Source organism: Nonomuraea sp. NPDC049625 (assembly GCF_040675285.1).
GTDB classification, from domain to species: Bacteria; Actinomycetota; Actinomycetes; order Streptosporangiales; family Streptosporangiaceae; genus Nonomuraea; species Nonomuraea angiospora_A.
Window position 1 is genome coordinate 40,697 of the sequence record NZ_JBFAOQ010000038.1, and the last position, 12,615, is coordinate 53,311.

A 12,615-nucleotide genomic window follows, 5' to 3' on the forward strand; every position below is an offset into this window, starting at 1 on the left:
GGCTTGTCACAGGGCTTGTCACAGGGCCTCCGAAATGCGAGCGAATCGGTCCGCGACCACCATCACCACCACGCTCGCCGCCATGAGCAGCGTGGACACCGCGGCCATCGACGGGTCGAGCTGGTACTGCACGGCCGAGAAGATGCGCAGCGGCACCGTCGTGGTGTTCGCGCCCGCCACCAGGGCCGTGACGGCGACCTCGCCGAGCGAGGTGACCGCGGCGAGGATCGCGCCCGCGAGGATGCCGGGCCGCAGCAGCGGCAGCGTCACCGTGAGGAACACCCGGACCCGCCCGGCGCCCAGGCTCAGGGCGGCCCGCTCCAGCGCCGGGTCGAGCTGCGCGGCGCTCACCATGACCGCCCGCACCACGAACGGCAGCGCCACCAGCGAGTGCGCCAGCCACAGCCCGGTCACCGAGTTGACGAGGCCGACGCCGTGGAAGTAGTAGAGCAGGCCGAGCGCGACGATGATCTCCGGGACCATCAGCGGCGACAGCGCGAACCCCTGCAGCAGCCGCCGCCCGGGGAACGACCCCTGCGTCAGCCCGTACGCCGCCAGCGTCCCGATGACCACGGTCGTCGGCACCACCAGGAGCACCAGCAGGCCGCTCAGCCGGAACGAGACCTGCCAGTCGGGCGAGCCGAGCACCTCGGCGTACCAGCGCAGCGACAGCCCCGACGGCGGGAACGCCATCGAGCCCGCCCGGTTGAACGAGCTCGTCACCAGCACGACCAGCGGCGCGATCAGGAACAGGAACACCAGCGCCGCCAGGGCCGCGGCCACCAGCCGCACGATCCTGTCGTAGCCCCGCTCACCCATGAAGGCGCCTCTCCCAGATCCGGAACACGCCCGCCAGCAGCCCCGTGGACACGACCGTCAGCGCGAGCAGCGCGAAGCTCAGCGCCGCCGCCACCGGGTAGTCGAACACCGTCGTCACCTGGTCGTAGACCCGGATGCCGGTCAGCGGCTGGGTCACCCCGCCGACCAGCAGCGGCGTGATGTAGATGCCCATGGCCAGCGCGAAGACGATGAGGGCGCCGGTGACCGCGCCGGGCAGGCTGAGCGGGACCGTGACCCGCAGGAACGTCCTGACCGGCCCGGCTCCGAGCGTCTGCGAGGCCCGGTGCAGGTTGCGGTCCAGCCCGCCGAGCGCCGTCGTGAGCGGGATGATCGCGAACGGCAGCAGCACGTGCGTCACCGCGACCACGACGGCCGGGTAGCTGGTGAGCAGCTGGGCGGGCTGGTCACGCAGCCCGGAGGCGACGAGCGCCCGGTTGACGAGCCCGTTGCCGGACAGCAGCACGACCCATCCGTAGGTGCGTACGACCACGCTGGTCAGCAGCGGCGAGATCACGATGACGAACAGCAGGGTCCGCACGACGCCGGGCCGCCGGCGGGCCAGGAAATACGCGGCCGGGTACGCCAGCGCCACGCACAGCACCGCCACCAGGAGCGCGGTGGCCAGGGTCCGGAGCAGGGAGCCGTAGAAGTACGGCTCGGTGAACACCCGGGCGTACTGCCCGAAGGTGAATCCGGGCAGCGCCGCGTTGAAGGCGTCGACGGGGCTGAAGCTGAGCCGCAGCAGCCCTACGAGGGGGACCAGGAACAGGGCGGCCAGGAACGCCACGAGCGGCAGGATGTACGGCAGGCCCGCCCAGCGGCGTGTCACGGCGCCTCCGTTTCCAGGAGGATGACGTCGGCCGGATCCCAGTGCGCGAGCACGGACGTGCCCGCGCCGGGCGGGTCCTCGGCGCCCGCGCCGGTGTCGGCGACCTGCACGCTCAGGATGCGTCCGTCGGCCAGCCGCACCTCCACGTGCCAGGCGTCCCCGGCGAAGGCCCGATACCCCACCGTCCCGGCCACGCCGCCGGCCACTGGGCCGGCCTCTGGGCCCGGTGTGGTCAGGCGGATGCGTTCGGGGCGGACGGCGACGACGGCGCGCCCGCCCGGCCGCAGCGACAGCGGGCCGCACTCGACGACGATCCCGCCGGAGTCGAGCGCGCCCGAGCCGGTCACCGTGCCCTCCAGGACGTTGGCCGCGCCGATGAACTGCGCGACGAACCGGGTCGCCGGCCGCCGGTAGACCTCGTCGGGGGTGCCGAGCTGCTCGACCCGGCCGCCGTTCATGACGGCCACCCGGTCCGACAGCGCGAGCGCCTCCTCCTGGTCGTGCGTGACGAAGACCATGGTGGTGCCGATGCGCCGCTGGATGGCGCGCAGTTCCACCCGCATCTCCCTGCGCAGCTTGGCGTCCAGGTTGGACAGCGGCTCGTCCAGCAGCAGCACGGCGGGCCGGATGGCCAGGGCTCGGGCGAGGGCGACCCGCTGCTGCTGCCCGCCGGACAGCTGGCGGGGCCGCCGCCCGGCGTACCCCTCCAGGCCGACCAGGCTCAGCGCCTCCCGCACCCGCTCGTCCCGCTCCCGCCGGTCGAGCCGGCGCACGCGCAGCCCGTACGCCACGTTGTCGGCCACGGTCATGTGCGGGAAGAGCGCGTAGTTCTGGAACACCATGCCCAGACCCCGCCGGTACGGGGGCCGCCGGGTCACGTCGGAGCCGTCGATCACGATCCGCCCGGCCGTGGGCTGGACGAACCCGGCGACGCAGTTGAGCAGCGTCGTCTTGCCGCAGCCGCTGGGCCCGAGGATCGACAGGAACTCGCCCTTGCGGATCGACAGCCGGTCCAGGTCGAGCACGCGCGCGCCGTCGTACCCGGCGGCGAGCCCCTCGATCTCGACGTGCCCGCCGCCTTCTTCCGGGGTCAGCCGAAGATCTGGTTCCACCGCTGCTGCCATTCGTTCAGCTTCGGGGTGGCGACCGCGTAGTCCACCCAGATGAACTTCTTGAAGACGTCGGGACCGTGCTTCACCTTCTGCTCGAACGGCTCGCTGTAGGAGATCGAGTCGTTGCCCGCGGCGTACCAGGTGCCCTCGGCGAACGGCTTCTGGTTCTGCGCGGCCGTCAGGTGGTCGAGGAACTTGTTCGCCAGGTCGCTCTTCTGCGTTCCCGCGGCGATGAAGTACGAGGTCAGCGCGCCGACGGGGCCGGACTTGGGGTAGGTGAAGCCGATCGGGGAGCCGGCCTGGGCCATGGCGAAGGCGCGGCCGTCCCAGAAGGGCATGATCCAGGCGTCGCCGTTCTCGATGACGGTGGCGGCGTTGCCCGCGTTGGCGGGGAAGGAGGACACGCAGCCCTTCAGCGTCGCGAGCTTGTCGAACGCCTTGTCCACGGCGGCCGGATCTGACAGCGTGCCGCCCTGGGAGGTGACCAGGGCCGAGAAGAACTCCAGGCCGGGGTTGTAGGTGAGCGGCGGGAGGGCGACGTGGCCGCAGTACTGCTTGTCGAAGATGTCCGCCCAGTCCGCGGGCGGCGTCTTGATCTTGTCGGTGCGGTAGAGGAGGCCGGTGGAGCCGGTGGTCAGCGGCACTCCGTACTGCTTGCCGTCGTACGCGGACTTGCCGGCGAGCACCGGGTCCAGCTCCTTGAAGTGCGCCAGCCCATCGGTGGCCAGCGGCTGGAGCAGCCCGGCGGAGGCCGCGGGCAGCGACGCGTCCGGGGTGAACGCGATGACGTCGAACGGCGGGTTCTTGCCGCCGGCCGCGCGCAGCTTGGTGAGCCATTCGGCGTTCGCGCCGTAGACGAGGTTCACCTTGGCGCCGGTGTCGCGTTCGAACGGCTCCACGAACGACTTCTTGAACAGCTCTCCCCACGCGCCCGCGAACGCGGTCACCGTGAGCTCCTGCTTCGCCGCGCCGCCGGTGCCCGTGGAGCCGCCGGTGGAACCACCCGTGTCGACGCCGCCGCAGGCCGTGACCGCCAGCGCGACCACCATGCCCAGTCCCGCGAGGCGCGTGAATCCGCCCTTCATCTTTCCCTTTCCTTTTCGAGCAGCCGGCCAAGGGCACAGGGCAGCACGACTCGACATCCGCGCTTGCCGCCAGGAGCACCATTCGGCTCGACGACCGTGTCATCACCCGGGGCACCCCGCCGCGGTGGGAGGGTTGCCGTCCAGCAAGCCGGGGCTTCGCACTGGACTCGTGACATAAGCGACTGTATCAGTAGGATTTACCTGGATATGGCACAGGGTGATGGTTAGTGGCTTTTGTCTCTTTTGTGCGAGGGGGTGCTCAGCCGTTGACCAGGGCGTCGCCGAGGGGCGTGCGCGCGTACAGGACGCCGCGGCCGACGCGGGTGCCCGCGATCAGGCCCGTCCTGCGCAGCGCCGCCAGATGGCCGCCGGTGGTGCCCAGGCTCTGCCCGAGCAGGGCCGCGAGCTGGGTGGTGGTGGCGGGCTCGGCCAGCTCGGCGAGGATGCGGGCGCGGCTGCGGCCGATCAGGGCCGACAGGTCGGCGTCGGCCGCGGCGGGCACGGCCGCGGCGCCCCTCGCGGGGTAGATCATCGCGTACGGCCAGGCGTCCTCCAGATAGGCGCCGACGCCGGTCGTGAACGCCGACGGCAGGAAGAGCAGCCCCTTGCCGCCGAGCCGGCGCAGCCCGTGGAGGCTGGTCAGCTCGACCTCGATCTGCCCCCGGGGTCGCCAGTGGACCTGCGGGCTGAGGTCCTCCAGCGCCGCCGCCCAGCCGTAGGCCGCCAGCCGTCCCGCCCGATGGGCGACGTCGCGCTGCAGGATCGCGCGGAAGCGCGGCCAGTCGTGGGAGACGATCTCCGTCCAGAGCGCCTCGTACGCGTCGGCGAACCGCTCCACCACCCGCGCTCCCGCCAGCAGCTCCCTCACCCCGCCCGCCGCCGGCCGCCCGGCGAGCGCCCGGGCGATCTCCGCGTGCGCCTGCTCCATAGGCGTCCTGCGCATGGCGGCCAGCTCCGCCTCGAACGGCACGTCCACCGCCGTCGGCGGCGGGGCGATGAAGGCGACGTTCGTGCCGCGCCGGTTGCCGCTGATCGCGTCCGCGGCCCGCAGCACGGGGTGCGCGCGTTCGAGCTCGCGGTACGTGCCCCGCCACCGAGCGGCCCACCGGCCGTGCACGCCCGCCTCCAGCCGGCCCGCCAGCACCCACTGCGCGTGCATGGTCTCGATCAGCGGCGAGATCGCGAACCTGGTGGCCACCAGGTCCTGCGGGGTGACCTCGATTCTTACGGGCACCTTTCGGTTATATCCGAAAGAGTCGCCGGCTCGCCGGTCCGGTCCGCACCATCGTGGACGTGAATGGGGCGACGTTCGGCGAGGTGTTCGCCGTCAAGAAGTTCCGGGTCCTGTTCGGCAGCTTCGCGCTGCTGGTCGGCGGGGACTCGATCAAGATGCTGGCCCTGTCCGTGCTGGTCTATGCGCGGACCGGCTCGGCCGGCCTGTCGGCCGCCGCGTACATGGCCGGCTGGCTGCCGTTCATCGTGGGCGGGCTGTTGCTGCTCTCGCTGGCCGACCGGTTGCCGCCGCGGGCGCTGATGGTGACCGGCGAGGTGGTCAGGGCGGTGACGTGTCTGCTGCTGGCCTTCGCGGAGCTGCCGGTCTGGGCGATGCTGGCGCTGGTGCTGGTCACTGGGCTGTTCACGCCGGTCTTCTTCGCCGCGCGGGCGGCGATGCTGCCCGACGTGCTGCCCGGCGACGCGTTCGTGCTCGGTCGGTCGGTCCTGAACGTGGCCTCCGCGAGCGCGCAGATCGCCGGGCTGGCGGCCGGGGGCGCGTTCCTGGCCATCGCCGGGCCCTCGGGGGCGCTGGCCACGACCGCGGGCCTGGCCGCGGTGGCCGCCGTGGTGCTGCGGGCCGGACTGCCGTACCGGCCCGCCCGAGGCACGGTGGGAGCGGGCACGGTGGGAGCGGGCACGGTGGGAGCGGGCACGGTGGGAGCGGGCACGGTGCGCCAGACGCTGCGGGTCAACCGGCGGCTGCTGGCCGACGGGCGGGTGCGCGGGCTGCTGCTGGCGGGGTGGCTGCCGTGCGTGTTCCTGGCCGGGGCCGAGGCCATGGTCGTGCCCTATCTGGGCGGGCAGGGGCAGGCCGGGGTGGTGCTCGCGGCGGCGGCCGTCGGGATGGCGGTGGGGGAGTTCGCGGTGGGCAGGTTCGCCGCGCCGGGGCTGCGCGAGCGGCTGTCGTTTCCGCTGGCGGTGCTGCTCGGCGTGCCGTGGGTGGGGTTCGCGCTCGGGCCGGGGATGGCGTGGGCCGCCGTGCTGGCCGCGGTGGCGACCGCGGGGCTGTCGTACCAGCTGGGGTTGCAGCGGCGGTTCGTCGAGTCGGTGCCCGAGGAGGTGCGGGGGCAGGCGTTCGGGCTGCAGTCGTCCGGGCTGATGACGGGGCAGGCGGCCGGGGCGGCGCTGGTCGGGGCGCTCGGAGAGGTGATCGCCCCCGGGCCCGCGATCGCGGTGGCGGGCGGTGCCGGGGTCCTGGTCGCGCTGGCGCTGGCGGGCGTGCTGGCCCCGGGCGGTACGCGCGAAGCGGCCCCTCACCTCTGACCGGCCGCTGAGCGTGCAGCGGCCCCTCACCTCTGACCGGCCGCTGAGCGTGCGGCGGGCCCTCGCCGTTGACCGGCCGCCGAGCTCGCGGTGGGCCCTTGCCGTTGACCGGCCGCATCCTCGGCGCGGGCGCGGAAAACCGTCCGCGATCGGGCGTGTCCCGGCTATATGGTGCCGTTCGTGGACACTCTGGAAAGCCTCGTCATCGCCCGGCGGCTGCGCGTCCCCATCGGCGCCGCGCCCGCCGGATCCGGGTCCGGCTGGGGAGAGACCGCCGCCCGCCAGCTCGACGCGGCGCTGCTCAGCGTCGGCTTCACGTGCTCGGCCGCGCTGCTCGAGCGACTGTCCGGGCTGCGCGGCGAGACCGTGGTCGACCTCGGCGTCCGCATTCTGGCCGCCGTCCGCACGCTCGTGGGTGACCACGTCCGGCACAACGCGTACTTCCTCGACTTCCCCAGGAACGTGCCCGACACCCTGGAGTTCTGGGCCGGGCTGCTGCGCGAGGCCCTGCTCGACCCGGTCGCCGCCGCCCGCGTCGAGACCTCGGCGCTCAACCTGCTCTCCCTGCCCGGCTACGGCCGTTACCAGCACACCTACGCCGACCTGCTGGCCGCGCACGCCGAGCTGATCCCGCTGGCCGGGGACCGGGTGACCGTGCTGGAGCTGGGCGGGAGCCTGGAGTCGGAGGCGCGGGAGCTCTACCTCTCGCTGGCGGGCTCCGAGGTGCCCCTGGCCGCCGAGGACCTGGCCGCGCTGCGCCTGCTGGCCGGGTTCTGCGCCGACGAGCCCGAGCGCGTCCCCGTGCGCGAGAACCGCGCGATCGTCAACGAGGTCCGGCTGGCCGAGGGCCGCCCGCTGCTGGTCGACACCGTGACCGACGTGCTCCGGCTCGCCTGCGGCTGCTCCGGCGGCGATGTCACGCTGGCCGAGCCCACCAGGTTCCGCTCGTTCCGCCGGGCCGAGCGCCGCGCCCTGCTGGGAGCCCTGGACGCGGTCGCCTCCCCGGCCAGGCTCGGCGACGTGCCGCGCCACCGGGAGGAGTGGAAGCGGCTCGGCGAACGGCTGCACCCCCACGAGTACCCGCAGTTCCCGCGCGCCCGGGCCGTCTTCGAAACCGCCAGGGGCACGCGCCCGGCCCCGAGCCTGGACGGCCGGGTCGAGGCCGCCCTGTCGGCGGGCCGCACCGCCGAGGCGGTGAAGCTGCTGGAGCAGGCCCCTGGCGCGCTGCTGCGCCGCCTCGACCACCTGCTGCGGACCGGCCTGTCCACGTCGGCCGTGCTGGACGCCGCGGAAGGGGCCGCCTCGGGCGCCTCCGGCCGCGTCCTGCTGTCGCTGCGGGAGCATCTGCAGAACCGGCTCGCCCCCGTCGCGGGCCGCGTCTTCGTCAACCGGCAGGGCAGGGCGTGGGCGGCCCCCGACTCCCGCTCGCCGCTGGAGGAGGAGGCCCTGGCACGGGCGCTGGCCATCCTGGACGAGGAGATCGCCCGTCGCCTCCCCGACCCCGGCGAGCTGATCGTCGACCCCGACGTGCTCGACGTCGCCCTGCCGCTGTCCGGCAAGGCCGTCGTGCCCGGGCTCGGCATGCTGCCCCGGGGCTCGGTGTCGGCGGTGGACGGCGAACTGCTCAGGTTCTTCGTCCACTGGCGCGAGGCCCGGCAGCGCACCGACTACGACCTGTCCGCGCTCATGCTGGACGCCTCCTACGACGACCCGACGCACATTTCCTGGACGAACTACACCAACGACTTCGCCCGGTACTCCGGCGACCTCACCGAGGCGCCCGAGGGCGCGTCCGAGTTCATCGACATCCGGCTCGCCGCCGCGACCCAGCCGATCATCATCCCGCAGGTGAACATCTACGACGGGGAAGCGTTCGACGAGGCCGCCGAGGCGTTCTTCGGCTACATGACCAGGGACGCCGCGCAGGAAGGCAGGCCGTTCGAGCCGCGTACCGTGCGCATGAAGTCGGACCTGCGCGGTTCCGGCCGGATCGCCCTGCCGCTCGTCTTCCTGCGCGGCGCCGACGGCGGCTGGCTGGTGAAGTGGCTGCACCTCTACCTGAAGGGCCACCCCGGCTTCAACCAGGTGGAGGGCAACCGCGTCAGCGCCTCCCTGCTGGTGCGCTCCATCGTCGAACGCGACTTCCTGCGCGTCCGCTACCTGGCCGACCTGCTGCGCGCGAAGAGCACGCCGGCCGGGCCCACCACCTACATCGGGCTGGAGGCGCCGGCCGGCCTCCCGGAGGGGGCGCGGGTCTACACCCCCGGCACGCTGCACGAGCTGATCCCCGCCTGACACGACCGGGCCGGGCCTCTGCTAGCGTTGGCCGTGACGCGGGGTGCCCGGGCTGCCGGGCTGAGATCACACCCGTCGAACCTGATCTAGTTCGCACTAGCGAAGGGACGTCATCGGTGACCTTCTGTGAGAAGATCTGGGCGCGCACGGCCACGCTGCTCGAGGCGATCCACGACCACCCGTTCAACGCCGCGCTCGGCGACGGCACCCTCGACCGCGAGCGATTCGCGTTCTACCTGGTCCAGGACGGGCGCTACCTGGTGGCCTACGCCAAGGTCCTCGCGACCGCCTCGGCCCGCGCCGGCTCTCCGGCCGACGCCGCGTTCTTCGCGCAGAGCGCGCACACGGCGCTCGTCGTCGAGCGGGCCCTGCACACCGGCTACCTGGAGGAGTTCGGGCTGACGGCCGGCGAGACGGCGGCCGTCGCCACCTCGCCGACCTGCCTGGCCTACTCCTCCTACCTCCAGGCCACGGCCCTGGCCGCCCCGTTGCCCGTGCTCGCCGCCGCCGTGCTGCCGTGCTTCTGGGTCTACCAGGACGTCGGCGCGGCACTGCTCGAACGTACGGCGGGCGCGGCCGACCACCCGTACCGGACCTGGATCGGCACCTACTCCGACCCCGCCTTCGCCGCCTCGGTGGAGCAGGCCAAGGCCATCACCGACCGGCTGGCCGAGAGCGCCGACCCCGAGACGCGCCGGGCGATGGACGAGGCGTTCTGCCGGGCCACCGAGTACGAGTGGATGTTCTGGGACAGCGCCTGGCGCCTGGAGACCTGGCCCACGGGACAATGGCTCCGGCCGCAGCTCACGCGAACGACTCGCTGAGCTCCCTGCGCAGCTCACGGGCCTGGTGCAGGTAATGGGTGGCCAGCGCGGTGCGGCCGGACGAACGGTACAGCTCGCCGAGCGTCTGGTACGTGTCCGCCTCCCCGCTGCGATCCCCCAGTTGCTGGAAGATCACCAGGGAGCGCTCCAACTGGTCGGAGCCGTCCGAACGGTCGCCCCTGGCCACCTGGAGCCCGCCCAGGTTCCGCATCGCGTACGCGCCGCAGTGGCGGTCGCCGAGCGCCTCGAAGATGCCCAGCGCGTGCCCCTGGTAGCGCATGGCCCGGTCCGACTGGGCGAACAGGTCGTACATGCGGCCGAGCTGCATCGACACGCAGCCCTCGCGGTGGGCGTCGCCGAGCTCCTCGGCCAGCCGCAGCGCGTCCCCCAGCCACCGGGACGCCTGCTGCAGGTCCCGCAGCGACAGGTAGACGCGCCCGATCGCCTGCCGAGCGTACGCCTCGCCGCTGCGGTCGCCGATGGCCAGGAACATGGCCAGCGCCTGCCGGAAGGACGCGAGCGCCTTGAGATGCCGGTTGGAGAACTGGCTGACCGCCGCCAGCCCGCAGATCGAGATGGCCTCGCTCCGCGTGTCGCCCAGCTCGTGGAAGATGGCGCGGGCCCGCCTGAACATGTCCTCGGCCTCGGCGTACCGGTCCTGGTAGAGGCAGACCTGGGCCAGGCCGCGCAGCATGGCGGCCTCCCCGAGGCGGTCGCCGGCCGCGCGGGCGCTGTCGAGGGCGAGGCGGTGCGTCAGCTGCCACTCGTCCAGCAGGCAGTGCAGGTCGAAGTACGGGACCAGGGTGGCGGCCAGCCCCCACGCGGACTGGGCCAGGCCCGCGCCGGCGGCCAGCTGTACGGCCTCGACCAGGGACTCCCGCTCGGCGTCGAACCACGACAGCGGCTGGGCGGTCAGGCGGCCGAGGGTCTCCCGTTCCAGGCTCCAGCGGGGCGCGAGGTCGGACGTCAGCCCGAAGAGAGTGGTGGGCAGCCGCAGGGAGGCGTGCTCGGCGGCGGTCAGCCAGCCGCCGAGCACCCGGGCCAGCGCGTGCCGTTCGGTGTCGCCGCCCGCCTTCTCCTTGGCGGCGCAGCGGATCAGGTCGTGGAGCCGGTAGCGGGGCTGGCCGACGTGGTCGGTGCCGGCCAGCCGCAGGAGGTTCGCGTCCACCAGGGTGTCCACGACGGCGTCGGCCCGGGGCCGGTCGAGCACGGCGTCGGCCACCCAGCCGGGTACGGACCGCTCGCCGAGCAGGCCGATCGCGCGGAAGGCCAGGGCGGCGTCGTCGGACAGCCGCCGGTAGCTGAGCTCGAACGAGCCGCGTACCTCCAGGTCGCCGGCGCGTAACTCGTCGAGGCGGCCGGCCTCGTCCTCCAGCCGCTGCCGCAGCACGCCCAGCGACCAGCCGGGCCGTCCGGACAGCCGGGCCCCGGCCACGCGGACGGCCAGCGGTAAGTGGCCGCAGGAGCGCACGATCGCCCGGGCGGCCTCGCGCTCCTCGGCCACCCGTTCGGGGCCGACGATCCGGCCCAGGAGCTCCTCGGCCTCCCCGGGCGGCAGCACGTCGAGTTCGAGCTGGAGCGCGCCGGGCAGCTCGGCGATCCGCCGGCGGCTCGTGACGAGCACCGCGCTGCCGCTGCCGGGGAGCAGGGCGCGTACCTGGGCGGTGTCGGCGGCGTCGTCGAGGAGGACCAGCATCGGGCGTTCGGACAGCAGGGAGCGGTAGAGCGAGGCCCGCTCGCGCACGGTCGGCGGCAGGGCCGGCTCCGCGACGCCCAGCGCGCGCAGCGCCTCGGCCAGGAGGGCGAGCGGGTCGGCGGGTTCGGAGTCGGTGCCGCCCAGGCACAGGTAGAGCTGGCCGGCGGGGTAGCCCGCCCGTAACGCGTGGGCGCAGTGCACGGCCAGCGCGGACTTGCCCACCCCCGGCGGTCCGGTCACCACGGCGATCGCGGGCGGCCCGTCCGGCCGGTGGGCCTCGGGGGACAGGGCGCGCGTCACGGCCGCGACGTCCTGCGCCCTGCCGGTGAAGTCCGGCACGTCCGCGGGGAGCTGGTGGGGCGCCGCCGCGACGGGCGCGGGCGGGGCGTCGCCCGCCAGCACGGACGCGTGCACGTCACGTAAGTCCTGCCCCGGCTCGATGCCCAGCTCGTCCACGAGCTGCCGTCTGATCGTGGCGTAGGCGTTCAGGGCCTCGGCCCGCCGGCCGCTGTGGTGCAGGGCGAGGATCAGCTGCTGCCACAGGTCCTCGCGGTAGGGGTGCTCGCCGATCAGGTCGCGCAGGTCGTCGATCGCGGCGGCGTGCTCGCCTCGGGCCAGCTTCAGCGCCACCAGCTCCTCGACCGCGGCCAGCCGGGCCTGGGTGAGCGCGCGCAGCCGCCCGTCCCACAGCGCGCTGGCGGGCAGGTCGCCGAGCGGGGTGCCGCGCCACAACGCCAGCGCCCGGCGTAAGTGCTCCGCCGCCTCCTCGGTACGCCCCGCCGCCCGCGCCCTGGCCACCAGGTCCTCGAACTCCAGGGCGTCCAGCCGCCCCGTGTCGAGCTGCATCACGTAACCGGAGGGCCGGGCCTCGATCTGGACGCCGGCCGAGCGCAGCGTGCTCACGTACGTGCGCAGGTTGGCCACGGCCGACGACGGCTGCGTCCGGGGCCACAGCACCTCGACGAGCGCCTCCGAGCTGACCACCTCGTTGGCCTCCAGCAACAGCGAGGCGAGCAGGAGCCTGGGCTTCCTGCCCGCGATGCGTAGGGGTCCTTCCGGGACCCGGACCTGCAACGGCCCAAGAACACTGAATACGGGCTGTTCAACCACCATGACCGCGCGTTCTCCTGAGCTGGGCGCCGTGCGAGGGCGTCCGTTGGTGAAGCGTTCAAGCTGGAAGGGCCTTTATACCGATTTTGGATGTTCTTTGTATGCCGGACTCGCAATCTTGATCCCCAGCAAGAGCGCTTCGGAAGATCTAACGGACAAGATTCGCGGCTCCGGCGGGCATCGCCCCTCGCTGCGCGCAGAAAGGTATCCGCATGAGAACCAGAGGGGTGCTTACGGCCGGGCTCGCCCTGCTCTTCAGCCTCACGACGGGCCCGATCGCGACGGC

Annotated in this window: 9 protein-coding genes and 2 riboswitches; of the genes, 3 read left to right on the forward strand and 6 right to left on the reverse strand. The window is 73.4% G+C overall.

Annotation, left to right across the window (positions count from 1 at the left end):
* Nucleotides 1-18: 18 nt before the first annotated feature.
* The 5 genes from AB0J87_RS62975 to AB0J87_RS62995 form a co-directional block, all read right to left on the reverse strand.
* Nucleotides 19-819 carry an ABC transporter permease gene (locus AB0J87_RS62975; RefSeq protein WP_363985433.1) on the reverse strand — a complete coding sequence of 267 codons (801 nt, stop codon included), beginning with the start codon at nucleotides 817-819 and terminating at the stop codon, nucleotides 19-21.
* Nucleotides 812-1,669, reverse strand: coding sequence for an ABC transporter permease (locus tag AB0J87_RS62980; RefSeq protein WP_363985435.1), 858 nt, complete (start codon nucleotides 1,667-1,669; stop codon nucleotides 812-814). The genes AB0J87_RS62975 and AB0J87_RS62980 overlap by 8 nt, the downstream gene beginning before the upstream one ends.
* On the reverse strand, nucleotides 1,666-2,781 hold the full coding sequence (locus AB0J87_RS62985) for an ABC transporter ATP-binding protein (RefSeq protein ID WP_363985437.1): 1,116 nt from the start codon (nucleotides 2,779-2,781) through the stop codon (nucleotides 1,666-1,668). The genes AB0J87_RS62980 and AB0J87_RS62985 overlap by 4 nt, the downstream gene beginning before the upstream one ends.
* Nucleotides 2,760-3,866, reverse strand: coding sequence for an extracellular solute-binding protein (locus AB0J87_RS62990; protein ID WP_363985439.1), 1,107 nt, complete (start codon nucleotides 3,864-3,866; stop codon nucleotides 2,760-2,762). Before AB0J87_RS62990 ends, AB0J87_RS62985 begins: the two co-directional genes overlap by 22 nt.
* A 54-nt stretch (nucleotides 3,867-3,920) precedes the next feature.
* Nucleotides 3,921-4,041: riboswitch (SAM riboswitch) on the reverse strand.
* Between the two features lie 84 nt (nucleotides 4,042-4,125).
* On the reverse strand, nucleotides 4,126-5,100 hold the full coding sequence (locus AB0J87_RS62995) for a helix-turn-helix domain-containing protein (RefSeq protein WP_363985441.1): 975 nt from the start codon (nucleotides 5,098-5,100) through the stop codon (nucleotides 4,126-4,128).
* A 59-nt stretch (nucleotides 5,101-5,159) separates the two neighbouring features.
* Between AB0J87_RS62995 and AB0J87_RS63000 the strand changes: the two genes are divergently transcribed.
* The 3 genes from AB0J87_RS63000 (at nucleotide 5,160) to tenA (ending at nucleotide 9,523) form a co-directional block, all read left to right on the forward strand.
* Nucleotides 5,160-6,404, forward strand: a complete 1,245-nt coding sequence (locus tag AB0J87_RS63000; RefSeq protein ID WP_363985443.1) for an MFS transporter — start codon at nucleotides 5,160-5,162, stop codon at nucleotides 6,402-6,404.
* A gap of 180 nt (nucleotides 6,405-6,584) precedes the next feature.
* Nucleotides 6,585-8,699: a hypothetical protein gene (locus tag AB0J87_RS63005; protein ID WP_363985445.1), complete on the forward strand. Its 2,115-nt coding sequence runs from the start codon at nucleotides 6,585-6,587 to the stop codon at nucleotides 8,697-8,699.
* 29 nt (nucleotides 8,700-8,728) lie between these two features.
* A riboswitch (TPP riboswitch) is annotated at nucleotides 8,729-8,824 on the forward strand.
* Nucleotides 8,816-9,523, forward strand: coding sequence for a thiaminase II (gene tenA / locus AB0J87_RS63010; protein WP_350742943.1), 708 nt, complete (start codon nucleotides 8,816-8,818; stop codon nucleotides 9,521-9,523). It overlaps the preceding riboswitch by 9 nt.
* On the opposite strand, the gene AB0J87_RS63015 is transcribed toward tenA, so the two are convergent.
* Entirely contained in the window at nucleotides 9,504-12,293 is a 2,790-nt protein-coding gene (locus tag AB0J87_RS63015; RefSeq protein ID WP_363985448.1) for a BTAD domain-containing putative transcriptional regulator, read from the reverse strand. The genes tenA and AB0J87_RS63015 overlap by 20 nt on opposite strands.
* Nucleotides 12,294-12,615 lie beyond the last annotated feature (322 nt).